The sequence below is a fragment of the Pseudomonas sp. UBT genome (genome assembly GCF_050915955.1).
GTDB classification, from domain to species: Bacteria; Pseudomonadota; Gammaproteobacteria; order Pseudomonadales; family Pseudomonadaceae; genus Aquipseudomonas; species Aquipseudomonas antarctica_A.
In genome coordinates, this window is sequence record NZ_CP168079.1 from 4,017,276 (window position 1) to 4,040,998 (window position 23,723).

Sequence of the window (23,723 nt, forward strand, 5' to 3'; positions counted from 1 at the left end):
CAAGGGGCAGCGGGCATGCGTCAGCATTCGGTTATCCACACACCTAAAATCAGCGACTTCGCGCAATTGGCGCAGATCTGGGAAGCGTCCGTGCGCGCGACCCACGACTTCTTGCCAGACAGCTACATCGTGCTGCTTAAGGAACTGGTGCTGACACGTTACCTGGACGCCGTCATGCTGATCTGCACCAAAGACGCGCGCCAGCGTATTACCGGGTTTGCCGGGGTGGCCGCGGGTAAAGTCGAGATGCTGTTTATCGACCCGCAGCACCGCGGCCAGGGCCTCGGCCGGCAACTGCTGCGCTATGCGATCGAGCACATGAACGCCGATGCACTGGACGTCAACGAACAGAACCCCCAGGCCCTGGGCTTTTACTTCAAGCAGGGGTTCGAGGTGATCGGACGCGCGGAGCATGATGGCCTGGGCCAACCTTACCCGTTGCTGCACATGCGTTTGCGCCAACAGCAACGGCGCAGTGGCTGACGAAACACAGTGCCAATGTGGGAGCGGGCTTGCTCGCGAATGCGGTGTGTCAGTCAAAGATGTGCTAGCTGATCCACCGCATTCGCGAGCAAGCCCGCTCCCACATTTTGAACCGTGTACCAACCAATAAAGCCACTACGCTGAAATGGGGCCGGGATTAACCGCGCCCACACAGGTACAATAGCCGCCCCCTTTTGCTACGGCCCTTGTCATGACTGACCCCATACGCCTTTCCAAACGCCTTATTGAACTGGTCGGTTGCTCCCGTCGGGAGGCTGAGCTGTTTATCGAAGGCGGCTGGGTCTCGGTGGACGGCGAAGTGATTGACGAGCCACAGTTCAAGATCACCACCCAGAAGGTCGAGCTCGACTCAGAGGCCAAGGCCACTGTGCCGGAGCCGGTGACCATTCTGTTGCACGCGCCGGTAGGTATGGATGCCGAAACGGCGATGGCCTCGATCAGCGCCGAGACCCTGTCCGAAGAACACCGCTTCAGCAAACGCCCGCTCAAAGGCCACTTTCTGCGCCTGACCGCCAGTGCCGACCTGCAAGCCAAGGCCAGCGGCCTGTTGGTGTTCACCCAGGACTGGAAGATTCTGCGCAAGTTGACCGCCGATGCCGCCAAGATCGAGCAGGAATACGTGGTGGAAGTCGAAGGCGACATGGTTGCTCATGGCCTCAATCGCCTGAACCACGGCCTGACCTACAAAGGCAAAGAGCTGCCGGCCGTAAAAGCCAGCTGGCAGAACGAAAACCGCCTGCGCTTTGCGATGAAAAACCCGCAACCGGGCGTCATCGCTCTGTTCTGCGAAGCCGTTGGCTTGAAAGTCATCGCTATCCGCCGTATTCGCATTGGCGGCGTGTCCATCGGCAAAGTGCCAGTAGGCCAATGGCGTTACCTGTCCGGCAAAGAGAAGTTCTAAGCCACACCCCCTTTCTTGACACCGCCTGACTGGGCGGTGCCCTCAGTTGAATACCAGGATTGCCCACCATGATTCACAACGACGTACTGCGCAGCGTGCGCTACATGCTCGACATCAGCGACAACAAGATGGTCGAGATCATCAAACTCGGCGGCATGGACGTGACCAAGGAAGACCTGCTGACCTACCTCAAGAAAGATGAGGAAGAAGGTTTTGTATTCTGCCCGGACGACGTCATGGCTCACTTCCTGGATGGTCTGGTGATTTTCAAGCGCGGCAAGGACGAAACGCGTCCGCCGCAGCCGATTGAAACCCCGGTGACCAACAACATCATCCTGAAGAAGCTGCGCGTTGCCTTCGAGCTGAAAGAAGACGACATGCACGCCATCCTCAAGGCCGCCGAATTCCCGGTGTCCAAGCCTGAGCTCAGCGCGCTGTTCCGCAAGTTCGGCCACACCAACTACCGCACCTGCGGCGACCAGTTGCTGCGTAACTTCCTCAAGGGCCTGACCCTGCGGGTTCGTGCGTAAGCCATGAGTTACCAGGTCTCGCCCGTCGGCTTCGTGCGCTCCTGTTTCAAGGAGAAGTTCGCCATCCCGCGCCAGCCGCAACTGGCGCCGGCCGCCCGTGGCGTGCTGGAGCTGGTGGCGCCGTTCGACCAGGGTGAGGCGGTGCAGGGCCTGGAACAGGTCAGCCATGTCTGGTTGCTGTTTCTGTTCCACCAGGCTCTGGAAGACAAGCCTCGCCTCAAAGTGCGCCCGCCGCGCCTGGGCGGCAACACGTCCATGGGTGTATTTGCCACCCGCGCGACCCATCGTCCCAACGGCATTGGCCAGTCAGTGGTCAAGCTGGACAAGGTCGAACCGGGGCGGTTGTGGATTTCCGGGATTGATTTGCTCGATGGCACGCCAGTGCTGGATATCAAGCCGTATGTGCCGTATGCCGACATTATCGACAGCGCCACCAACAGCATCGCGAGCAGCGCGCCGCAGCTGATTCCGGTGCAGTGGCTGAAGACCGCCCTGCTCCAGGCACAAGGCCACGCTCAGCGCCTTGACGAGCCGTTGGTGGCGTTGATCGAGCAATGTCTGGCACAGGACCCACGGCCGGCGTATCAGACGCCGGGGCCTGAGCGTGAATACGGGGCACAGTTCTGGGATGTGGATGTGCGCTGGCACTATCCGGAGGCGGGCGTGATCTGTGTGCTGGAAGTGGTTCCAGCCAAATAAGCGCCGAAAACAAATGTGGGAGCAGCTTATGTGGGAGCTGGCTTGCCGGCGATGCAGACACCTCGGTCGTTCAGTTGAACCGAGGTGATGCTATCGCAGGCAAGCCAGCTCCCACAAAAGCCAGCTCCCACATTCATTTGGATCGGTGATTACTTCTCGACGAACGCGCGTTCGATCAAGTAGTCACCCGGCTCACGCATACGCGGCGAAACCTTCAGGCCGAAGCTGTTCAGCACTTCGCTGGTCTCGTCCAACATGCTTGGGCTGCCGCACAGCATGGCACGGTCGTCCTCGGGGTTGATCGGCGGCAGGCCGATGTCGCGGAACAGCTTGCCGCTGCGCATCAGGTCGGTCAGGCGGCCTTCGTTTTCGAACGGCTCGCGGGTCACCGTCGGGTAATAGATCAACTTGTCACGCAGCGCCTCGCCGAAGAACTCGTTCTGCGGCAGGTGTTCGGTGATGAATTCGCGGTAGGCGACTTCGTTGACGTAACGCACGCCGTGGCACAGGATCACTTTTTCGAAACGCTCGTAGGTCTCCGGGTCCTGGATCACGCTCATGAATGGAGCGAGGCCAGTACCGGTGCTGAGCAGATACAGGTGTTTGCCCGGCTTCAAATCGTCAAGCACCAGGGTGCCTGTCGGTTTTTTGCTGATGATGATCTCGTCGCCTTCCTTCAAGTGCTGCAATTGTGAAGTCAGCGGGCCATCCGGCACTTTGATGCTGAAGAACTCCAGATGCTCTTCCCAGTTCGGGCTGGCAATGGAGTAAGCGCGCATGAGCGGGCGGCCGTTGGGCTGTTGCAGGCCGATCATCACGAACTGACCGTTCTCGAAGCGCAGGCCCGGATCGCGGGTGCACTTGAAGCTGAACAGAGTGTCGTTCCAGTGATGAACACTGAGGACACGCTCGTGGTTCATGTTGCTCATGTACGGGGAACTCCTGGAAATGGGTCTGCGCCAATGTTTGGATGCGCAATTGCACAGCATTCTAATGGCGGCGACAATATCTGTTAACTGGATTATTAAGATAAGGGTTATCGGTTATATAGATATGCGATTTACTCTACGTCAACTGCAAGTTTTCGTCGCCGTCGCCCAGCAGGAAAGCGTCTCACGCGCTGCTGGCCTTCTGGCCTTATCTCAATCCGCCGCCAGCACGTCGATTACCGAGCTGGAGCGTCAATCCAGCTGCCAATTATTCGACCGCGCGGGCAAACGGCTGAGCCTCAACGCCCTCGGCCACCAGCTTTTGCCCCAGGCCGTGGCGCTGCTGGACCAGGCCAAGGAGATCGAAGACCTGCTCAACGGCAAGTCCGGCTTCGGCTCCCTGGCGGTCGGCGCCACCCTGACCATCGGCAATTACCTGGCCACCCTGCTGATCGGCAGCTTCATGCAGCAGCACCCCGAGAGCCAGGTGAAGCTGCATGTGCAGAACACTGCGAATATCGTGCACCAGGTCGCGCACTACGAAATTGACCTGGGTCTAATCGAAGGCGACTGCAGCCACCCGGACATCGAGGTGCAAACCTGGGTCGAAGATGAGCTGGTGGTGTTTTGTGCGCCCCAGCATCATTTGGCCAAACGCGGCGTGGCGACCATGGAAGAGCTGACCCATGAAGCGTGGATCCTGCGCGAACAAGGTTCAGGCACACGCCTGACGTTTGACCAGGCCATGCGCCATCACCGCAGCGCGCTGAATATCCGCCTGGAACTGGAACACACCGAGGCGATCAAGCGTGCGGTGGAATCGGGATTGGGGATTGGCTGCATTTCCCGGCTGGCACTGCGCGATGCGTTCCGCCGTGGCAGTTTGGTGCCGGTGGAAACCCCGGACCTGGACCTGGCCCGGCAGTTCTACTTCATCTGGCATAAACAGAAGTACCAGACCTCGGCGATGCGCGAGTTTCTGGAGCTGTGCCGCGCTTTCACCGCCGGGGTTCAGCGCAGCGACGAGATCGTGCTGCCGAGCATTGCCTGATCCTCAGATCAGAATCACGGCCCACACCAGGGTGATCATGGTCAGTGCCACGAATTGCGCGGCGCTGCCCATGTCCTTGGCGTTTTTCGACAAAGGGTGACGGTCGAGCGAGATGCGGTCGATCGCCGCTTCTACGGCTGAGTTGAGCAGCTCGACGATCAACGCCAGCAGGCACACCGCGATCAGCAAAGCGCGCTCGACCCGGCTGACGTGCAGGAAAAAGCTCAACGGGATCAGGATGACATTCAGCAACACCAACTGACGGAATGCCGCCTCGCCGGTGAAAGCCGCGCGCAGGCCATCCAGGGAATAGCTCCCTGCGTTGAAGATACGTTTGATACCGGTTTGACCCTTGAAAGGCGACATAGATGTAGGCAACTGAACCAAAGAAGTGGGGAAACTAGATGACACAAAGTCAAAAAAGCGTGAATCGCTAACCGCTTAATGCTGCGAAATTGACTCAAGTTGTTGCAAGAGCAGCGCCGCCTGGGTTCGCGTACGCACCCCCAATTTGCGGAAGATCGCCGTGACATGGGCCTTGATGGTCGCTTCCGACACGCTGAGCTCATAAGCAATCTGCTTGTTCAGCAAACCTTCGCAGACCATGGTCAATACCCGGAACTGCTGGGGCGTCAGGCTGGCGAGGCCATCGCGCGCGGCCTTGGCTTCGTCGGACACATTGATTTCTTCGAACGCTTGCGGTGGCCAGGACACATCGCCGTCCAACACCTTGCGAACGGCGTTCTGGATATCCTCCATGGCACTCGACTTGGGAATAAAGCCGCTGGCGCCAAACTCCTTGGAGCGCACTACCACGTCGGCGTCTTCCTGGGCCGAGACCATCACCACCGGAATTTGCGGGTATTGCCCGCGCAACAGCACCAGCCCCGAGAAACCGTAGGCACCCGGCATGTTGAGGTCGAGCAGCACGAGGTCCCAATCGGACTTTTCGGTGAGGCGGGCTTCCAGCTCGGCAATGCTGGCCACCTCAACCAGGCGCACGTCCGGACCAAGGCCCAGGGTAACGGCCTGATGCAGCGCACTGCGAAACAGCGGATGGTCATCGGCTATCAGGATTTCGTATGTGGCCATTGATTAAATGATCCTGTTTTTTATGGGAGCCCTGATGGGTTCAGGGTTCGCCAGTACACAAGGCGACGGCCAGGCAGCCATCGCCACAGGGCACGTTCAACGTCAAAAACACCTGAAACGACGCTGAAAATTCACGCTCACGCCCCAATCGGCGCCCAGCATGCCCAGCGGAGCCTGGAGGGTCAAGCACTACGCCCGTGGGCATTTTAGCCAGTTGAGGATTTACGGTGCCATCATGCAAACGTCGTCTGGTTATAGCACCGGGATATAGGGTGCAAGACGAGTATGGACGCTATCCGTCGAGTCCAGGGATAAGTTGAACTTGGCCGCCAGGTAATGGGTGCTGAAGACGTCGAGGTAAGCGTCGAGCACTTCGGCGGCGGCCAGGTCGTCAGCCAGTTCCAGGCACAGCGCCGCCACTTCGGCGGTGCAGAAGTGATCATCACGCTTGGAACGACGCAGTTTGTAACGGGACAACTGCTCGGGCGCCAGGCTCAGGACGGGCAGGTGTTCCAGGTAGGGGCTTTTGCGGAACATCTTGCGCGCTTCGCTCCAGGTACCGTCCAGCAGGATGAACAGCGGGCGCTTGCCCTCCTCAACCTTCACTTCGCTGACAACCCGCTCAGGGGCCACGAATTCACCCGGAAACACGATGTAGGGCTGCCACTGCGGGTCGGCCAACAGCGTCAGCAATTCGGGATCAACCTCCGTGCGCGACCAGGCAAACGCAGTGGTGTCGGCGATTACATCGGCGATCAGCCAGCCAGTGTTACTGGGTTTCATCGGCTCGACATCGTGCATCAGCAGGCACATCGCAGACCGAGCCTGCACCGTCGGGCGCCAGGCGCACAGGCAGTACTCGGGAATCACCCGGCAACCGGGGCACCGCTCGGCGCGCGAGCCTCGGTTGAGAAACGGCCTGACGGCACGCGCCAGGCGCTGGGTACGCAAGCGGGAGACGGCGTGGCTCATCGGATGCGCCGCGTAGCAGGGGAAATCGACACTGAGGGAACTCGAGGCAGGCTTTAATTGGCGGCAGTTTACCAGAGCCACTGACACTTCTCAGCGATACGCCTGGCTGTAGTGGCAAGCGGTCACCTATAATTGCGCGCCACTGAACGCACAGCGCAGTGGCTGGTCTATGCACCAGTAACCGAATCAGGAGAGTTTCATGCTGCGTTCCATGCTGCGCCTTGTTGCCCCATCCGTCGCCCTTGCGCTGGTTCTGCCCATGGGCGCCCACGCGGCCTCGCTGCTGGAGGCCCAAATGAACAGGAAGCTGCAAAGCGTCGCGGCAGAAAGCAACAAGGACCTGCCCCGGGAAATTGATGAAAAGACCCTGGAAGTGGCCTACACCGTTGAAGGCATGCAACTGATCGATCACCTCAGTGTGCAACCTGATCGTGCCGAACAGATGCGCGCCAACCCGAAGGCCGTGTACTTCCAGTTGGGCCAAAGCGTGTGCCTGAACAAGGGTTACCGCGAGTTGATGGCCAAAGGCGCAGTGATGCGCTATGAAATCACCGAGAACAAGACCAACCGCCCTGTGGCATCGGTCAAGTTTGTGGAAGCGGATTGCCCGGCACCCGCTGCTGCGAAGAAGAAAAAGTAACTGTTACTCGATGATCGCGCGCGGCTGTCCAGCAGCGCGCACCTCCCTCGCGTCACTTGCCAGCCGGCAACTAAACTGCTTGATGAGTGACCAATAAGCGGTTGCCAGCCAAGGGTTTTTCGGCTCATGATCAAGTCATCCCGGTAGCCCCTCCACAGCGTTTCCCACGCCGTTCTGTAATATTTTCAGGGCAAAAGAGGGTTGCCCGCCTGCGACTTGCAGTGCAAAAGTTTCTAAATCACAAGGAACATACAGAGCCCGCTTTGCCCCTTGGCGAACACCGTGCAATGCCTTGGGCATGCAGCGACACATGCAGTGTCGCGGTCCCGGACGAATATCTCGCCGATGGCCCAGGTTCTGTGAAGAAGGAGAAGTTGAATGCCTTACGAATCGAATGACCACCTGCTCCGTCATTTTGACGAAAACGGGGCGGACCTCACGCAGCAGGTCGACGCACAACTCCAGTTGATCGCCCCCAACAGCCCGAATATCCCCCTTTATCGCGACATGATCCTTACCGTCCTGCGCATGGCCCAGGATGACCGCAACCGTTGGAATGCAAAAATCACGCTGCAGGCGATCCGCGAGTTGGATAACGCCTTCCGTGTGCTGGAACAGTTCAAGGACCGCCGCAAGGTCACGGTGTTTGGCTCGGCGCGCACGCCGGTCGAAAGCCCGCTGTACGCCTTGGCCAGGGAAGTCGGCACGCTGCTGGCGCAATCCGACCTGATGGTGATCACGGGCGGCGGTGGCGGCATCATGGCGGCTGCCCACGAGGGTGCGGGCCTGGAACACAGCCTGGGGTTCAACATCAACCTGCCGTTTGAACAGCACGCCAACCCGACCATTGATGGCACCGAGAACCTGCTGTCTTTCCACTTCTTCTTTACCCGCAAGCTGTTCTTCGTCAAGGAAGCCGACGCGTTGGTGCTGTGCCCGGGCGGTTTTGGCACGCTGGATGAAGCACTCGAAGTGCTGACCCTGATCCAGACCGGCAAGAGCCCGCTGGTGCCGGTAGTATTGCTGGATGCCCCAGGCGGTGGTTTCTGGCAAGGCGCACTGGACTTCATTCGCAGCCAGCTGGAAGCCAATCGCTATATCCTGCCCACCGACCTCAAGCTGGTCCGCCTGGTGCACAGCGCTGAAGAAGCGGTAGAAGAGATAAACCAGTTCTATGCCAACTTCCATTCCACGCGCTGGTTGAAGCGTGAGTTTGTGGTGCGCATGAATCATCCACTCAGTGACCGTGCACTCGCCCACTTGCAGAGCGAGTTTGCCAGCCTGCGGCTAAGTGGTGAGTTCCAGCAGCTTGCTTACACAGGCGAGGAACATGATGAACCAAGGTTCAGCCATTTGACGCGGCTGGTGTTCAACTTCAATGGTCGTGATCAGGGCCGATTGCGGGAGTTGGTGGATTACATCAACTTGCCGGAAAACTGGGCACAGGCTCAGGGGAAGACGCAGCAGCGAGTAACGCCAGAGCCTGCGTGATTTTCAAGGCAAAAAAAAAGGCCCACTATTTTCATAGTGGGCCTTTTTTTTAAGCAGGATCTAACAGATGGAGCAGATTCAATGTGGGAGCTGGCTTGCCTGCGATGGCATCACTGCGATCCTACGGGTATACCGAAATGCCCACATCACAGGTAAGCCAGCTCCCACACTTTAAAGTTCAGCAGCTCAGCACTTAGTCATCCATGTCGCGGCCGCTCAGTAAGCGGCTGATCATCTCCATCGAAAACCCGCGATAGCTCAGGAACCGCCCTTGCTTCGCACGCTCCCTGGCATCAATCGGCAGATGCCCTGAAAACTTGCGGCGCCAGGTATCTTCCAACTGCGACTGCCAACTGATACCGCACTCACGCAGGGCGAGGTCGATATCGGCACGTTGCAGGCCACGCTGGCTCAACTCTTCACGAATTCGCGCTGGGCCGTAGCCGGAGCGCGCGCGGTAGGAGACAAAGCTTTCAAGGTAACGGGCTTCCGACAGCAGCCCCTCTTCCGTCAAACGGTCGAGGGCGCTTTCGATCATCTCAGGCTCTGCGCCTCGCTGACGCAGTTTACGCGTCAGCTCGACTCGACCATGCTCGCGGCGAGCGAGCAGGTCCATCGCAGTGCGCCGAACGGCGACGAGTGTATCGAGTACAACAGTCATCGTTTGCTTCAGATGTCAGTGTCGGCTTCTTCTACTTCTTCAACCGGCTCGCGGTTGGCAGCAGCTTTCACGTCAGGTGCTGGGGTCAGCAGCTTGTCGCGAATCTGCTTCTCAAGCGTGGCAGCGATATCCGGGTTGTCCGCCAGGAACTTGGCCGAGTTGGCCTTGCCCTGACCGATCTTGCTGCCGTTATAGGCATACCAGGCACCGGATTTCTCGACGAAACCGTGCAGCACACCCAGGTCGATCATCTCGCCGTTCAGGTAGATACCCTTACCGTAGAGAATCTGGAACTCAGCCTGACGGAATGGCGGGGCCACCTTGTTCTTCACCACTTTAACGCGGGTTTCGCTACCCACTACCTCGTCGCCTTCCTTCACCGCGCCAGTACGGCGGATATCCAGACGGACCGAAGCGTAGAACTTCAACGCGTTACCACCGGTGGTGGTTTCCGGGCTGCCGAACATCACGCCGATCTTCATACGGATCTGGTTGATGAAGATCACCAGGCAGTTGGCGTTCTTGATGTTACCGGTGATTTTACGCAGCGCCTGGGACATCAGGCGGGCTTGCAGGCCCACGTGCATGTCGCCCATTTCGCCTTCGATTTCAGCTTTCGGCACCAGGGCTGCCACGGAGTCGACCACGATCACGTCGATGGCGTTGGAGCGCACCAGCATGTCGGTGATTTCCAGGGCTTGTTCACCGGTGTCCGGCTGGGAAACCAGCAGGTCGTCAACGTTGACGCCCAGCTTGCCGGCGTACTCAGGGTCGAGGGCGTGCTCGGCATCGACGAACGCGCAGGTGGCGCCCATTTTTTGAGCCTGGGCAATCACCGACAGGGTCAGGGTGGTTTTACCGGAAGATTCAGGACCGTAGATTTCAACGATACGGCCTTTTGGCAGGCCGCCAATGCCGAGCGCGATGTCCAGACCCAGAGAGCCAGTGGAAATAGCCGGGATCGCCTGACGGTCGTGATCGCCCATACGCATTACGGCACCCTTGCCGAATTGACGTTCGATCTGACCCAGGGCCGCAGCCAAGGCTTTCTTCTTGTTGTCGTCCATTAAAGTCCTCACGTAATCAATAAGGCCTGACGGCCAACACCTGTATAAGTAGACAGTATTGTTCCACAAAGATCCGGGATCGCCTACCCCTGATTTTCGATTTCTGCTGCAGCTCGTCGCAACAAGCCCTCCAGGGCGGCCTTTACCGTTTGTCGGCGAACCTCGTCACGGTTGCCGGGGAAGTGCGCAAGCTCAGCGCTCACGTCCTCGCCAACACCAAACGCCAGCCATACGGTGCCCACTGGCTTGTCCGGCGAACCGCCATCCGGCCCCGCGACACCGCTGACCGCCACGGCAAAGCGCGACAGGCTTTTTTCCTGCGCGCCCCTGACCATCGCCTCCACCACTTCCTGGCTGACGGCGCCGACTTTGCGGAACAACGCTTCCGGCACACCCAACTGCCGGGTCTTCTGTCGATTGGAGTACGTGACATACCCGGCCTCGAACCAGGCCGAACTGCCCGGAATCCGCGTGATCGCTTCCGCAATACCGCCGCCGGTGCAGGACTCGGCAGTGGTGACGTGGGCATTGAGCACCTGCAAACGGCGACCCAGTTCAGCAGCCAGTTGAGTGATTTCCTTCACGGTCGTCTCCAGGAATGGGCGGGGGTTTGCCTACCCTACAGGAGCCCATCGGCCATGCAAGTTACAGAGTGCATCAAGAAACTAACGCCCGACGGCATGCACATAAGCCTGACAGGCCCGCAGGACAATCAGGGCGTTATCACCGTCGTCGGTGATGCCGATAATTCGTTGAGCATGCGCCGGGGCAAGTCCGGCTCGCGGGGCTGCATGAACCACGCCGCCGGGGGTGGCGGCGGCTGGCACTGGGCAGCCGATTACCGTGCGAACCGCGCGCCATATCACCCAGCCTGTCCCCGTCACACCACCACCTTCAGCAGACAAACACCGATCAGACGACAACCCGCTAGGAAACACATAACGCCGCTTTCGCCCGCGCCCACAATTGCAAACGGTCCTCCAGTCCGTTGAGCCCGCCGTTTATGCGTCGGGTGATAGTGGTGAACTGGTCCTTGTCGGCGAGTTCATTCAAACCGTTGCTCTGCCAGAACCACGCAGCCGACTCACACGCCCACTGCGGTTGCTCCAGCAACTCGGGCTCGCGCAGCAAGCGATCATCACCAAACAGCGCCTGGCTGCAGGCCAGGTAGTTACGACGCCCGGTAATCTGGATCAGCCCCCTGCCCCGGTACTTCTGGCCGTCGCCATCTGCTTGAGGCGTGTTGCCCAGGCGCTCGGCCAAGGCACCGGTGTCATATTTGCCCAGGTACTGGTCGCTGCCCAGTTCACGCACGTAGCGCAGTTGGCCGGATTCGTGGCCGACCTGGGCGAGGAAGGCGGCGATGCGCTTCGCATTGTTTATCTCGTAGCGAACGAACGCCGCATTTAAAGGCGTCAAAAAAAAGCCCGCTCTAAGGCGGGCACCCGGCATCACGTCAAGCAGTTGGGGGAGTGTTATCACCATGGGTTTTACTCTTGAAAAGTGCCTATATCGATAACCCACACGCCGTAATCGAACTGCGATACCCCGTCACGGGGTCGCCGACATGCACCACCTGTTTGATCGACCATCGCCCCCGCATGTATGGCGGCCACGTCTCATCCAGCAGCAACAACCCTTCAGCCGCCAACAACGGATTGCCGGGACAATCGATCAACAATTTCAAGTCTTCACGCCCCACACGGCGCAGTTCGCCTTCGGCCACGGCGCGGGCTTCGGCTGCGTTCTGGTAGCGCTGACGCAAGGTTTTGAACGGCGCATTGCCCACCTGGACCACACGCTGCTTGCCAGCGGAGGCATCCCACCAACTGGCGCGGCAGCCCTCGTATTTCGCGCGGGACGTTTCGTCGAGCTTGGCAGTAATGAAGCTCTGTTCACCGGGGCGGTTGTCCTCCGTCACGGACAGCTTCACCTCCGGCAGTAGCTGACCGGAGAGCGAATTGACTCGGCCGGCTTCGGCCAACACATAGAGCTCGTTAAACGGTTTGGTGACCGCAGAGTAGATTCTGGCAAGGCGCGAAATGAACGCCATATCACTCTCGTTGGACTGGTCGATGTGCGGAATCGCAATACCCTCCAGCGCGGGTGCCACACGTGGTGAAAAGCCGTGAGGACTGACCAGCTGGCGAAACAGCGCGCCCAGCGTTGTCGGACCGTAACTGGCGGATCGACGCTGCCGATAACCCGTTGCATCCACCACACTGAAGGGCGCGGCTGTGGCCACGATCATCAAGCGCATGGGAAACAGCACCGGGGTACGTTGGGTGACGACAAACTCGCCTTTTTCCACCAACCCCGACTCCAGATAACCGGCACGCAAGCCGATCTTGCCACTCAGGGTGGGCAAACCTTCAAGGCCTTCAATATTAAGCGTCAGTTCCAGCCGATCCGCCTTAATGCCTGCAGCGTCAGTGTGGCTCCAGTGCATCAGCCGTTGATTAAGCAGCGCCGCATTGGCGCCATAAAACTCCACGATCGGTGTGAATCCCTGTGCCATGCAGCCTCCTTAATCCCAGGCCAGAACGGGCCGTACAGCAGCCGGCCGCGCTGGCAGTTCAGGCACGATCACCCACACGCCGGCCGGCAGTACCGGGCCGTATTCGGCCATCCCAGGGTTCAGGCGCCAAAGGGTTTCTTCCGCTGCATCATCGCAACGGCCCAACTCGCGGTAGAGCAGCAGGTTGACCGAATCACCGGCAATACTTCGCACTCTACGCATTGACGAATTCCTCTAATTCCATGGTCCAGGCCATGAGCATGGCGGTGCCGTCGTCGATCACATAGCTCTGGGTTTCCGTCACCGAGTTTATCCGCCAAAGGCCCCAGTTACGGCCAATGCCATCGACCAGGGGCAATGGCGCCCGCGCATTTTGCAGCGCACGTAATTCGTCCAGCCGCTGCATACCGATGGCGTACATCGCCGTGCCGCTGAACGTGAGTTTTTCCAGCTTTTGGCCGCTCTGCCGCGACTGGGACTTGCTGGCAATGATCGCCAGGTCACTCCAGCCGCCGTCGCTGGTACGTATCAGCGACGAATAGGCAAAGCCTCGGGATAAGCCAAAAACAAAGTCGCCGAGTACCATCTGTTGTCGCATCAATCACCTCCTGAAGGATCGGCCAGTGCCGCGTTGCGCCGGATCCCCAGGCTGTCGGTGACCATCGGCATGCATTGAAATTGCAGGGCCTGGATCACTTGGTTGACGACCTGCTGGGCATCGGCCGGGTTGACGCCGGTAATCTGGATGCTCGGGGCAATCGTGACTTGCACGTTGTCCGTGCGCGCGGCGTTGAGCTCCTTGCTCACCGCATTGGGCGCAGGCAGGCGATCACTTGAGCTGAACAATTTGTCACCGAGCCAGGCGCCCGCCTCACTGCCGAGCAAACCGCCGATTGCACCACCGACAGCCGTGCCGACACCGGGAAAAACCAGCGTGCCGATAGCGGCGCCGGCAGAAGCTCCGGCCCAGGCGCCACCCGCTGAGCTCAGGCCTGATCCGACAGCTTTAGCGTCGCCGTTGCGCACGCCTTGAACCACATCCATGGCAGTGTCCACGTACTTCAACGGGCCGAGGCGCCGGGCGGCGGACGACTCCAGTTTTCCCATCGCGCCCCACACGCCCGAAGCGGGCATTTTCAGTGAGCGCGCCGTTGGAGCGGGCAGATGCTCACGGCTGACGGGCTGCATGCGCGACGGGGTATTTGCACTTCCTTCAGCGGGCAACGGCACAAGTCCCCGCTCCAACGCTTCGATCAACCCAGGCCCTCTGCCTGTGGATGATTGAGATGAAGCAGTATTTTTCTTGCGCCTGTTTGTGCTGGCGGCGCGAGGCTGTAAACCTGGCGTCGCGGCCCCAGCATGGAAACCGACAGACTGCTGCTGGGGAAACCACTTCGAAAGACGTTCGCCCACGCCACGCAGCGATGCAACCCAACCACCGCCTTTTGCGGGGGAACGTCTTGTGGCGGCAGGTTTCGGTGCAGACGTTTGCTTCTTGGGTGTGTTTTGAGATTTTTTTGGGTTTGGCGACTTTTTGGGGTTTTCGGACTGTGGTTTTCGGGAGTTCTTTTTTCTGGAAGAACCACCCGGTGCAGAACGGCTACTCGTGATGGGCTTTTCGGCCGCGGCTGAACAGCAGCAGGACTTTTCCTTTTCAAAGCCCTTGTCCTTGAACAACTTGCCAGCCCCACCGCCCAACTTACCCAGCGTCACATCGATAAGATTGCCGGTTACCCGGGTTTTGATCGTCTCCCCCAAGCCCGAGAAAAACCCGGTAAACACCGGCGAAACCACCGGCAAAATGACCGCCTCCGCCGTTTTAACCGTCTTGGCCATAACCGGCGATTCACTGGCCAAATCATTGGCCGTATTCATCACGCCAGTCTTCACTTGCAGCCATGTTGGCTCGAGCAATACCGACACGGGCTCCAGCGTCTTGGAAAGGCGTTTTTCGCTGGCACTGGACTCCTCGCGCAGAACCGTTGTCGACTTTTCCGAAGTCGCCGTCGCATCAAACGAACGGTGGGCATTCGCGTACCGAAGTGCTGCGACCGGGTCGAGAACCTGCCCGCTGCCCACCGTCATTGCTTCCCGAGTAATGCGCCGGTCCTCAGACCGGGTCGATTTAAACTCGGCAACCTTGGTTGTGTCGGTGTGTACCTGTGTGTTCACCAATGGCGCATCAGCCGCCTTCAGCGAAGACAACGACGTTGCAAGCGAATCCACGTTTTCGCGCAATACGCCCAAAGACTGTGCGAATTCATTAAGTTTCAAGCCGGCATTGGCCAGTTCCAGCACCATCCCGGATAACGGTTCCAGCGCCTTTATGTCGACGGTTTTTTCTGGCCCGAGCGCACCTGAGCTGAGGATATCGGCATCATTTGCGCCGTCTGCACTACCGAAAATGTCACGGCCATCCTTGGCCATTGCATTCGCGAGCGAATACTTGTCCTGCATCCCGCTTACTCCTGTTTAACGCCAAGGCGAGTGATCGCAATGTCGTAGCGGCGCAATGCTTTGCCGGCGTCCCAGTCGAGGATCTCCGCCTCATTGACCGAGTAGATCAGCGGCACCACATCGAGGATTACTTCGATGTCGCGCTGCGAAAGAAGTCCGCCGGTTGATTTAAAAAATCGTCAATGCGCTCCTGCAGTTCCGTCCAGTCGGGTACGGTCAGGCCGGCGAGATCGGGGATCATCAAACCGGTGCAGTGAGCGGTGATGAACTCGGCGCGCTCTTTGTTGGTGGAGAGTTTTTTCATCACTTTGGTAGCGCGCAGGGCGGGCATTTCAAGGGGCAGTTCGGTCAGGCTGCGACCAGCCGCGTCGAGGGGCAACAGCAGTTGGACCGATTGGTCATGGGTCGCTTCTTCGCGCTCATCCAGGAAGAACGATGCTGGGCGCGTCGACATTTCATGCACGTACTGAGCGATGCTCACGTAGTCCGGGCGCTTGAGCTGGTCGAGCTCTTTTTCCGACAGGCCGGTGGCAAGTTTCGCCAGTTCAAAAAACTGGTCGTCCTCGTCATCACCGGCCCGGGCCAGCGCGGCTTTTTGCGCGGCGTAGAACAGCGGTTTGAGCTGAACCTGCTGGATCGTCGCGCCGGTATCGGCGGTGATCGGAGACAGCAGACTGTGCAGCGGTGGCATCCAGGCCATGGGGCAATTCCTTGTAGAGCGTTGTTGAAAAGCAGCGCAGATCTAAAGCTGAGCGCGGTCAATGTGGGAGCTGGCTTGCCTGCGATGGCATCAACTCGGTACACCAGGTACACCGAGTCGCCTGCATCGCGGGCAAGCCCGGCTCCCACATTGACGGTGCCCATTTCAGAGCACGGTCGCCCTTAAGGCATGAGTACCGCTCGGCGCGCATCGCCAAGAATATCGACGCCGTTGAGCACAAATTTCTGGGTGCGCACGTCGATGTCGATCACCGGAATGCCGTTTTCCAGACGGTTGTAAGTGCGGCAGGACAATTCCAGGGTGGTGGTGACCTTCTCGCCCATCTTCAGCTTCGCCTCGACCAGAGATTTGAGCTTGCCGCCGACCGTGTGGTAGGTGAAGTAAGTCTTGCCGTCCTGGTCCTGACCGGCTTCGCGCACGTTCAGCAGGATGTCGTCGCCCAGGCGCACGCCCAGGGCCAGCATGATTTCCGGGCCAGCGCCTTGCAGTACCAGCGTGGCACCGAGCACCTTGCCGCTCTTGGCCATTTCTTCGGCAATAAAGCGCCCGCCGGACATGGGCTCCATCTCGAATTCAATCTTCGGCGGATCGAACTCTTCCACCGTCGCGGACAACGGCAGGCCTTGAAGGGTGGCCGCAATGGCCTGTCTTACACGGTTGGTAAACATTAGAGAACGTCCTCCAGGAACTGCTCGATGATTTCATCGCGGGCATTGAGTTGATAAATCATGTGTTCGTTCGGCGCGTAGCGGCCGTAGTCGATGACGATGAACCAGGTGCCATTCTTGTACTTCTCGACACTGTTCAATTCCGGGTGCAGGTACACGCTGCCGCCGGGGATGGTTTCGTCGGCAACCAGGGTTTGCAGCCAGTCGTTGATGCGCTTGACCTCCTGGTCCATGAAGGACTTGGTGAGGTTCTTGGCCATGGCTTTTTGGCCGGCCTTGACCAGCTTGCGGCTGATCGCATCTTCCAGGCCCACGTAGCTGATGAACTTGCCGGTGATGGAGCGGTTACCCAGCAGCGAAAAACCGCCAAGAATGGTGCGCGCGTAATAGCTCACGCCATAACGGTTGAGCAGGTCGCCTTCGGTGGAAGTGTCGAGGATGTTGTACTCGACCACGCGGGAAACGTCCTCGGCGAACGTCACCTGGTTACCTGGGCTTTCCCACTGCTTGACCTTGGCCAGCGCGGCGATGGCCAACGAGGATGGCGCCAGGAACACGTTTTTCTTCGCCGCCTTGGAATACACCGACGGCATGTTGTGCACCACCAGGCAACGGTCAAAACCGAGGTCGGCACCGCCCAACTCGCCGCTGTAGGTCACTTGGTCGGCGACCGAAACGTCCTTGCCATCCAGCACCACACGGGCCTTGATGCGCTTGCCGAAAGAGGCGAACTCACCGGCCACGGCCTTGGTGCCGGTGAAGCCTGGGGCGCCGATGATGGTCAGGTCTTCCGGCACGCTGCTCAACGCAGCCAGGCCGAGCTTGCGGCCGGTGGTCGGCTCATTGCCGCCGATCACGTTATTGATCGTGTCAGCCGGGGTTGCGCCCTCCTCCACGATGACCACGTAGACCGGCACCTTCACCACTTTAAGGATCTGGTACACCGCCTGAAACAGCGTGCCCGACTCCGCGCCGGTGGGGTCCAGCAGCGCCTGGGTGGTGAAGCTGTTGATGCGAAACGGCGCGTTTTTTGGAATCGACGCGTGGGCATTCGGCGCGGTGCCGACCAGGCCGATGACGTTGTCGCCAAGGCCACCCATGGCCTCGGGGGATTCGGTGGCATTCACGGTGATGCCGTTGTGCTCGAAGTTAAGAACCTCAGCCATGGTTAGTCAGCCTTATTGGGGGTGGAGTTAAGGACGCTGGTCAATTCCAGGCGGCCAGCGGTGCGTAGGGCGGATGCTTCGACGTCCAGCAGCTCAAGCTCCTCGCCGGCGGTGGACCAGTGGCCACCTCCGATGGGGAATGGGATGAGGACGGTGTAGGTTTGGCGGTTGGCCATATGTAAATTTCTCCAGATGCAAAAATGCCCCTTAAGCAGGGAATTCATTGGGCGAAAAAAAACCGCTTTCGCGGTCATGTCAGTTCTTAGATTGGCGCTACAGGCCAATTGATTAAGGCCGGAAAACCTTCCTGCTTATCGATGCGGTTCAATTCGATTCGATACAGCTTCCAGGCTTGCAGCCGTGCGCCCTCGTCATCGGTTGCCTTTCCCAAGTCTTGTGCATCCAACAGGGGGGCGATACGTATCGCGGCGATTTGCAACAGTTCGTCTCGACGCTGGATGGCTTCGTTACTCACCAGTTGTGCCATAACCTCAGTTGCATCTTCAGCCGACAAACCCATCCCTTCCAGACTCTCTGCATCTGGATTGACGTATATCGAGCCCTTGTAATTCACTGTTCTCACTTAAACGCTCCTTATGCGGAAATAGTCGTATAGGCTTGACGGGCCGTGTAGGAACCTGGCGCCAAGGTAAGCAAACTATCAAGTGTCGCCCCAGTGCCGAAACCAACAATAGACACCGTGCTGATATCAACCATTTTGGGCACACCAACATTGACGATTGTCGTCTGGGCTCCGCCTTTGGTAATGGTCGTTTGCGCGAGACTTAGCTGAATAAACCCGTAGTACGTGCTGAACAGTGGAACGTCCTGAACCACGACCTCACATTTATGAAAAAACAACTTAAAGCTGACACTTTCGCCCACCCCTCCATCGCGAGAAAACAAGCCGCCATAATCAGGGCCATATTGTGAAACGCCATTCGCCAGGCCGGTTTCTATTCGGCAGTCGGTGAACTTAATCGACATTTCCGTGATAGCGGAGAAGCCACCACATACGTAGACATTCGATTCAGAAAAGCGCACCAACGCGCCTCGAACGATTGGCTTAGAAGCCTCTGTCCCATACGGAATGAATAGAAGCGACATATTGTCAACATTGGTTCCGCCCAAGCCACGACCTACCTCATAGACCTTTCCACGACGCAGAAAAATAGTTGCGGAGCCGCACAACATGACCCTGCCAACCGCAGCAGCGATGGTCTTAAGTGGCTTATCTTGCGTAAGACCGCTATTAGTGTCCAGGCCACTGGAGGAGTCCACATACAGAACCTTGTTAACTTCAGCTCGAACAGTCGCTGGCACCTGCTCAGTTGCCGTAATTACTTTCTGGTCGATCAATGATATCTTTTTAGTTACTGTATCCGTTAGTGCATTACACGCCGACACCAAACCGGCGATTACCGTTTCCAAACTCATCTTTTACGCTCCTTGTAAAACGTCGTTTTTCCCAACACCCAAAGACATTGGCTATTTGACTTCCATGCTCATGACCCGCAACAACACCCCCACATGCCGCGCCATGTTATCGACACTCGCCGCGGCAAGCTGCGCAAACTCCTCAGTCATCAAGACATTGAGGTTTTCATTGCCCACTACCACCGTCAGACTGTCCGACGGCAAAGGCGAAATATCTAATGTAAATCGTTGAAGCACCCGAGCCGCCGCCGCTTTATACGTCAGCAACTTCCCCGCCACGGAATACACCGCCAGCAACGTCCCACTGGCGAGATAAAACCCAAATTCGCCAATTTCATACTCAGCCTCGCCATCAAGCAGCGCAGCCATCCTGAGTTGCCGGTCGCCCAAATCCTCATAATCCACAATGGCGACCCGTTGGCGCTCATCACGCAAGGCCACTTCTGTGCCATCCGGGTTGTAGCGGCCGGTGCCAGCACCAACGTGGGTGATTTCGCCTTTCAAGCCCTGGTTCTTTGCCTGCAGTACTTCATCCAAACCTTTGGAGGTGAAGCGCACCAGGCGCGTAATGTCATCTGTCATGGCTGCGCCCTGAGGTCGTAGTCGTTAATGGTGTAGTGCCGGGCAACACCGGCACTGTTAAATCGCGCAATCAAGCCCAGCTCAGGCAGTGCGCCGTGCAGGCAAAGCTCGCCATCGCATAGCGGTGCATGTAGCACCTGAGTGAACGCAAGCCCGCCGTCTGTTTCATGCACGATGGTGATGGTCGCCTGGTCCCGCTCGCTTTTCGCCGCATCGATACGCCGAATCAATCGGTTGTGGTCGCCGCTGGACCAACTGCGCCCGATGATGGCCTGCACATCGAAGGTGTAAGGCAGCCCCAACGGTCGCTGTTGATACCAGGCGCTGATGTTTGGGGTGAACCCCAGCGATTCCACTGCATGATTCAAAGCCTTGGGCGTGCCCGCCTGGCGTTGGATCTGCCAGGACAAAGCCACGGTCAGCCGCTTTTCCGCCTCGCTGGCGTCCGCATCCCACTCGCTGACACCACGATCGGCGGCCAGATAAGGAAGAAACTCGCTCGGGGTTTGCAGCGGATTCATCAACGCCGGAAACGGCGGCGTCACGCGGTCGAGCAACTTGCCAAACCCCTGGTCCAACGCCTTTTCCAGCGGCGAACTATTGGCCGGCAACAAACTCGCTTTTGGCTCACTCATAGCGTATGCACCTCCACTTCAACCCCCGTGCAATACGGCGCCTGGAACGCGGTGCAGATGATCGGCGCCAGGGGTTCAAGAATTTGCAATTGCGCAGCCCCTGCACTGTGAATCGCATAGTCAATCCAACTCGGATCAACCCGCCCTTCCAGGCGATGACAGGACTGTGCGTAGTCCTGCAGCAGTTTCTGCGCGGCGACTTGCGTCAGCCCTGAATCCGGGCCGGCGTTGATCTTCGCGACCACGCGGATTTTGTAAGGCAAAATTTGCGCGCCTTGTACGCTGACCAGGTCGGTCTCCGGTCGTACATCCGGCCGTGCGAAATGGCGTCGAACGCCGTCAAGCAAATCGGCAGACGGCGTGCCATCCCCTTCCCTTGAAAGCACAGTCACCATCACTTCGCCGGGCGCGGTGCGACGCCCATTGCCGTCCTTGACCTGCGCCGCATACCCGTCCGGGTCAAAGGTGTAGCTGACGGTTACCACGCCGGGCGTTGCGCTTTGCACTTTCACCGACGGCCGCTCGCCCAGAGTGAAAACCTCACGCCGATACTGCATTCGCGAACCCGCTGCCGGGGCATGTGGCGCCAGGTAATAACGCAGGCGTGCGTCGTCGTCGCTTTCCAACGTCGGCGGTACGGGTGGAAACGCAGCCGGGTCGCCAGGGTCAAGCACTTGGCGCTCCAGGCCCATATCGGCCAGGCGGGCATCCAGGTTGCTGCCGGTGGCCCACCACGCCAGCATCTGCTTGATGCGGGCGTTGTACTTGCGTTCATGGGTTTGCAGCCGCACGCAAAAGGCTTCCAGGGCCAGAGTCAGCAACTCGCTTTCGTTGTCGAGGCTGACCTTGAGTTTGGCCGCGCTTTGCGGCGCGCGGGTGGCGACGTAATCGACCACGAACGCCTTGAATTCCGCCAGCAACGGCTCGAACTCATCCACCGTAATGATGGCCGGTTCGGCCAGTTGGTTCTGGCCGGGGATCAGCATGCTCATGTCACGACCTCGAAGGTTTGTTGGCGGTTTTTCCAGGTGCCGGCAAAACGCAGCAACAAACCGGCGCCCTGGCGGGTGGCGACGATGACCTGGGGCTGGAAGTCGGCGATGCCGTTCTGGGTGTTGTAAAACGCTTGCGCGGCGTGGCTTTGGGCGAGGATCAGCAGGTCGTCGCCGAGGTTCTGGCCGAGCAATTGCGGGATCAGTGAGCCGTACAGCGGGCGTTTCTGGCGAGTGCCTACGGGGGTGGTCAGCGCTCGGGTGGCGCGCTGCACGAATTGCAGCCAGTCATCGACGGCTGCCCCGGTGTTCCTGTCGACTCCAATCATGGAATGTCCTTATCAGGGGCTGATGACGCGTCCTTGGTGGTCCACCACCGGGCCGCTGAAGTGCGCGCCGCCGGCGTCCAGCAACAGGCGGGTGCCGCCGATCTGCAGGGTGATGCTCTGGGCATTGATCGTCAGGCTGGCGGCGCCGACCTTGATGTCAACCTGTTCGCGGGAGCCGCTGAAGGTGGTGGGGCCGTTGACCCAGTTGAAGGTGTGACTGGCGTCGTCGTACTCGCTTTGGGTGCCGTCCTGGTGGCGGCGGCGGGTCAGCGAGGCAACGCTGGAAACCGGCGGAAACAGACTACTGTTAAGACCGAACAAGGCCACAGACTGCGCGCCACCTTCTCCGCCGCCGTAGTTGAGCAACAGGCATTGCTCGCCCACCGATGGGATACGGGTTTCGGTCTGCGCGCCCGCGCTGGGGTTGAAAAAACGGATCGATGGCGAGAGCAGGTCACCGTGACTGACCTTGCAGGTATTGCTGGCGGCATCGACTGCCTGGCAGGTGCCAATCCGACAGAAACTTTCAGCGCGTCGATAAAGGTCTTCGAGCTGGGTTTCCATCTCCGCCAAGCGCTCGATGATCGGCCCCAGTTGCATGCGTAACAGCGCGTCGAACATGGGCTACTCCGCCAGTGGTTTGTATTGATCGGGGTCGTTGATATTCGAGACTTCCCAAGTGCGGGCAAAAAGCGGTTGGCCCGTGGGATCGTTGAGCAGCACCGGTCCGAGATAGAGGGTTTGCGTGAAGGAAACGGTCCAGGTGTCGTAGTCCGTTTCTGCGGTGGCACGCAGTGAGGGAGCCGCAACGATAGAGGTCGGCAAATCACACTGAGCCCGTGGCAGGTTCCAGCGGTTATCCAGCACCAGATCCATCAGTTGGCTGGCCAAATCGCAAGCATCGAACGGCAATGCACCCGGCGCGACCATGGCCTTGAGCGAAATCGACAAGGCGTGAGCTTTACGGCCCTCACGGGAGCGAATGCCCGGGCCGTTGCCCTCGACCGTGATCAGCACGCCGGTTTTATCCCCGGTGCCTTGAAAGTCCTGATGATTACCGACCTTCAAGTCCGGGAAGGCGGCGCGCAGTGCGTCGCTAATGGCTTGGGGCAATTGGGAGGGTTTTTCGATAAGGTCCATTTTGATCAGCGTCCTTGCAACGGTTATTGCGGGTCCTGGCCGGAGCCTTGGTTAACGCCGATACGCTTGGCGGCCCAGCGTTCATAGAGGCCGATGGCCACGTCGGCGCCGGCCATGGCGGTCAGGCAACCAATGGCGCCGGCCGTCCAGAGCGACATACCGGCGGCGTAGCACAGCATCAGGGCAGAAACCCCACACACCATGCACGCCCCGGACCGCAGGGCCAGGCGCCGAATCAGCGACCAACCACGGGCGCCCTCCTTGTCGGCGCGCCACATTTCGCCGGATACACCGCCGATCAGGGCCAGTACGATCACCAGCCAGATAGGCATTTCCGCTAACGCTTGCTGCTCGTTTGTCATGTCACGCCTCCTGGCTGAGCATTACCGGCAACGGGCCGGTGTTTGGGTAAATCCATTTATCGGTAGGCATTCCAAAAAGCCCGGTCGCCCGGGCTTTTCAGTAATGCGGTCCAGATTCGAACGTTCGGCGCTACTGGCGCGGTACGGTTCTTTCCTAAGATGTTTTTCCGACCACGATC

32 protein-coding genes and 1 pseudogene are annotated in these 23,723 nt (G+C 59.0%); 7 read left to right on the forward strand and 26 right to left on the reverse strand.

Annotation, left to right across the window (positions count from 1 at the left end; genetic code table 11):
- The first annotated feature begins 15 nt into the window (after positions 1-15).
- The 4 genes from ACDZ94_RS18540 to tsaA all read left to right on the forward strand — a co-directional run bounded on the left by ACDZ94_RS18540 (position 16) and on the right by tsaA (position 2,634).
- Positions 16-483: a GNAT family N-acetyltransferase gene (locus ACDZ94_RS18540; protein ID WP_064451014.1), complete on the forward strand. Its 468-nt coding sequence runs from the start codon at positions 16-18 to the stop codon at positions 481-483.
- 211 nt (positions 484-694) lie between these two features.
- A complete protein-coding gene (locus tag ACDZ94_RS18545) occupies positions 695-1,405 on the forward strand; it encodes an rRNA pseudouridine synthase (protein ID WP_432750575.1) in 711 nt (236 codons plus the stop codon).
- 68 nt (positions 1,406-1,473) lie between these two features.
- Positions 1,474-1,935, forward strand: a complete 462-nt coding sequence (locus ACDZ94_RS18550) for a DUF1456 family protein (protein WP_053254682.1) — start codon at positions 1,474-1,476, stop codon at positions 1,933-1,935.
- Between the two features lie 3 nt (positions 1,936-1,938).
- The gene (gene tsaA, locus ACDZ94_RS18555; RefSeq protein ID WP_064451012.1) at positions 1,939-2,634 is read left to right on the forward strand and encodes a tRNA (N6-threonylcarbamoyladenosine(37)-N6)-methyltransferase TrmO; all 696 of its coding nucleotides are present in this window, start codon (positions 1,939-1,941) and stop codon (positions 2,632-2,634) included.
- A 149-nt stretch (positions 2,635-2,783) separates the two neighbouring features.
- Here the strand turns inward: tsaA and fpr are convergent, their stop codons facing one another.
- Positions 2,784-3,563 (reverse strand): ferredoxin-NADP reductase, encoded by a 780-nt coding sequence (fpr, locus tag ACDZ94_RS18560; RefSeq protein WP_017529767.1) that lies wholly within the window; start codon positions 3,561-3,563, stop codon positions 2,784-2,786.
- 124 nt (positions 3,564-3,687) lie between these two features.
- Between fpr and ACDZ94_RS18565 the strand changes: the two genes are divergently transcribed.
- Positions 3,688-4,614, forward strand: coding sequence for a LysR family transcriptional regulator (locus ACDZ94_RS18565; RefSeq protein ID WP_042944277.1), 927 nt, complete (start codon positions 3,688-3,690; stop codon positions 4,612-4,614).
- 3 nt (positions 4,615-4,617) lie between these two features.
- On the opposite strand, the gene ACDZ94_RS18570 is transcribed toward ACDZ94_RS18565, so the two are convergent.
- The 3 genes from ACDZ94_RS18570 to ACDZ94_RS18580 form a co-directional block, all read right to left on the reverse strand.
- Positions 4,618-4,980 (reverse strand): diacylglycerol kinase, encoded by a 363-nt coding sequence (locus ACDZ94_RS18570; protein WP_053254680.1) that lies wholly within the window; start codon positions 4,978-4,980, stop codon positions 4,618-4,620.
- 75 nt (positions 4,981-5,055) lie between these two features.
- Complete coding sequence (gene erdR / locus ACDZ94_RS18575) at positions 5,056-5,706, reverse strand: response regulator transcription factor ErdR (RefSeq protein ID WP_053137423.1); 651 nt, start codon at positions 5,704-5,706, stop codon at positions 5,056-5,058.
- A gap of 252 nt (positions 5,707-5,958) precedes the next feature.
- On the reverse strand, positions 5,959-6,678 hold the full coding sequence (locus tag ACDZ94_RS18580) for a tRNA-uridine aminocarboxypropyltransferase (protein ID WP_432750576.1): 720 nt from the start codon (positions 6,676-6,678) through the stop codon (positions 5,959-5,961).
- A gap of 199 nt (positions 6,679-6,877) precedes the next feature.
- Between ACDZ94_RS18580 and ACDZ94_RS18585 the strand changes: the two genes are divergently transcribed.
- Entirely contained in the window at positions 6,878-7,318 is a 441-nt protein-coding gene (locus tag ACDZ94_RS18585) for a PA3611 family quorum-sensing-regulated virulence factor (protein WP_053254678.1), read from the forward strand.
- A 378-nt stretch (positions 7,319-7,696) separates the two neighbouring features.
- The gene (locus tag ACDZ94_RS18590; protein WP_064451010.1) at positions 7,697-8,809 is read left to right on the forward strand and encodes a TIGR00730 family Rossman fold protein; all 1,113 of its coding nucleotides are present in this window, start codon (positions 7,697-7,699) and stop codon (positions 8,807-8,809) included.
- A gap of 193 nt (positions 8,810-9,002) precedes the next feature.
- On the opposite strand, the gene recX is transcribed toward ACDZ94_RS18590, so the two are convergent.
- From recX to ACDZ94_RS18700, 22 genes and pseudogenes are all read right to left on the reverse strand, one after another.
- Positions 9,003-9,470 carry a recombination regulator RecX gene (gene recX / locus ACDZ94_RS18595; RefSeq protein ID WP_053254676.1) on the reverse strand — a complete coding sequence of 156 codons (468 nt, stop codon included), beginning with the start codon at positions 9,468-9,470 and terminating at the stop codon, positions 9,003-9,005.
- Positions 9,471-9,478: 8 nt separating this feature from the next.
- Positions 9,479-10,537, reverse strand: coding sequence for a recombinase RecA (gene recA / locus ACDZ94_RS18600; protein ID WP_048720087.1), 1,059 nt, complete (start codon positions 10,535-10,537; stop codon positions 9,479-9,481).
- Positions 10,538-10,620: 83 nt separating this feature from the next.
- Positions 10,621-11,121 (reverse strand): CinA family protein, encoded by a 501-nt coding sequence (locus ACDZ94_RS18605; protein ID WP_221294064.1) that lies wholly within the window; start codon positions 11,119-11,121, stop codon positions 10,621-10,623.
- A gap of 81 nt (positions 11,122-11,202) precedes the next feature.
- A pseudogene (locus ACDZ94_RS18610) lies at positions 11,203-11,373 on the reverse strand (lysis protein); the annotation flags it as partial.
- A 91-nt stretch (positions 11,374-11,464) separates the two neighbouring features.
- On the reverse strand, positions 11,465-12,022 hold the full coding sequence (locus tag ACDZ94_RS18615) for a glycoside hydrolase family 19 protein (RefSeq protein ID WP_432750577.1): 558 nt from the start codon (positions 12,020-12,022) through the stop codon (positions 11,465-11,467).
- Between the two features lie 22 nt (positions 12,023-12,044).
- The gene (locus ACDZ94_RS18620) at positions 12,045-13,055 is read right to left on the reverse strand and encodes a contractile injection system protein, VgrG/Pvc8 family (RefSeq protein ID WP_064451006.1); all 1,011 of its coding nucleotides are present in this window, start codon (positions 13,053-13,055) and stop codon (positions 12,045-12,047) included.
- Positions 13,056-13,064: 9 nt separating this feature from the next.
- Positions 13,065-13,277, reverse strand: coding sequence for a tail protein X (locus ACDZ94_RS18625; protein WP_064451005.1), 213 nt, complete (start codon positions 13,275-13,277; stop codon positions 13,065-13,067).
- Complete coding sequence (locus ACDZ94_RS18630; protein WP_262667148.1) at positions 13,270-13,653, reverse strand: phage tail protein; 384 nt, start codon at positions 13,651-13,653, stop codon at positions 13,270-13,272. The genes ACDZ94_RS18625 and ACDZ94_RS18630 overlap by 8 nt, the downstream gene beginning before the upstream one ends.
- Positions 13,653-15,512 (reverse strand): hypothetical protein, encoded by a 1,860-nt coding sequence (locus ACDZ94_RS18635; RefSeq protein ID WP_064451003.1) that lies wholly within the window; start codon positions 15,510-15,512, stop codon positions 13,653-13,655. Before ACDZ94_RS18635 ends, ACDZ94_RS18630 begins: the two co-directional genes overlap by 1 nt.
- 127 nt (positions 15,513-15,639) lie before the next feature.
- The gene (locus tag ACDZ94_RS18640) at positions 15,640-16,212 is read right to left on the reverse strand and encodes a phage tail assembly protein (protein WP_432750578.1); all 573 of its coding nucleotides are present in this window, start codon (positions 16,210-16,212) and stop codon (positions 15,640-15,642) included.
- A gap of 182 nt (positions 16,213-16,394) precedes the next feature.
- Entirely contained in the window at positions 16,395-16,901 is a 507-nt protein-coding gene (locus ACDZ94_RS18645; protein WP_064451001.1) for a phage major tail tube protein, read from the reverse strand.
- Positions 16,901-18,067, reverse strand: coding sequence for a phage tail protein (locus ACDZ94_RS18650; RefSeq protein WP_259762952.1), 1,167 nt, complete (start codon positions 18,065-18,067; stop codon positions 16,901-16,903). The genes ACDZ94_RS18645 and ACDZ94_RS18650 overlap by 1 nt, the downstream gene beginning before the upstream one ends.
- Positions 18,068-18,069: 2 nt before the next feature.
- Positions 18,070-18,321, reverse strand: a complete 252-nt coding sequence (locus ACDZ94_RS18655; RefSeq protein WP_432751533.1) for a hypothetical protein — start codon at positions 18,319-18,321, stop codon at positions 18,070-18,072.
- Positions 18,322-18,329: 8 nt separating this feature from the next.
- Positions 18,330-18,650, reverse strand: a complete 321-nt coding sequence (locus tag ACDZ94_RS18660) for a tail fiber assembly protein (protein ID WP_407017693.1) — start codon at positions 18,648-18,650, stop codon at positions 18,330-18,332.
- 11 nt (positions 18,651-18,661) lie between these two features.
- Positions 18,662-19,504 carry a hypothetical protein gene (locus ACDZ94_RS18665; RefSeq protein WP_221294058.1) on the reverse strand — a complete coding sequence of 281 codons (843 nt, stop codon included), beginning with the start codon at positions 19,502-19,504 and terminating at the stop codon, positions 18,662-18,664.
- 51 nt (positions 19,505-19,555) lie between these two features.
- Positions 19,556-20,086, reverse strand: a complete 531-nt coding sequence (locus ACDZ94_RS18670) for a phage tail protein (RefSeq protein WP_221294057.1) — start codon at positions 20,084-20,086, stop codon at positions 19,556-19,558.
- Complete coding sequence (locus ACDZ94_RS18675) at positions 20,083-20,721, reverse strand: phage tail protein I (RefSeq protein ID WP_221294056.1); 639 nt, start codon at positions 20,719-20,721, stop codon at positions 20,083-20,085. Before ACDZ94_RS18675 ends, ACDZ94_RS18670 begins: the two co-directional genes overlap by 4 nt.
- Positions 20,718-21,713 (reverse strand): baseplate J/gp47 family protein, encoded by a 996-nt coding sequence (locus ACDZ94_RS18680; RefSeq protein ID WP_197624598.1) that lies wholly within the window; start codon positions 21,711-21,713, stop codon positions 20,718-20,720. The genes ACDZ94_RS18675 and ACDZ94_RS18680 overlap by 4 nt, the downstream gene beginning before the upstream one ends.
- Positions 21,710-22,042, reverse strand: a complete 333-nt coding sequence (locus ACDZ94_RS18685; protein WP_407017694.1) for a phage baseplate protein — start codon at positions 22,040-22,042, stop codon at positions 21,710-21,712. The genes ACDZ94_RS18680 and ACDZ94_RS18685 overlap by 4 nt, the downstream gene beginning before the upstream one ends.
- Before the next feature lie 12 nt (positions 22,043-22,054).
- On the reverse strand, positions 22,055-22,663 hold the full coding sequence (locus ACDZ94_RS18690; protein WP_432750579.1) for a phage baseplate assembly protein V: 609 nt from the start codon (positions 22,661-22,663) through the stop codon (positions 22,055-22,057).
- 3 nt (positions 22,664-22,666) lie between these two features.
- Positions 22,667-23,182, reverse strand: a complete 516-nt coding sequence (locus tag ACDZ94_RS18695) for a hypothetical protein (protein WP_407017696.1) — start codon at positions 23,180-23,182, stop codon at positions 22,667-22,669.
- 23 nt (positions 23,183-23,205) lie between these two features.
- Positions 23,206-23,544, reverse strand: a complete 339-nt coding sequence (locus ACDZ94_RS18700) for a phage holin family protein (RefSeq protein WP_177016319.1) — start codon at positions 23,542-23,544, stop codon at positions 23,206-23,208.
- Positions 23,545-23,723: the final 179 nt, after the last annotated feature.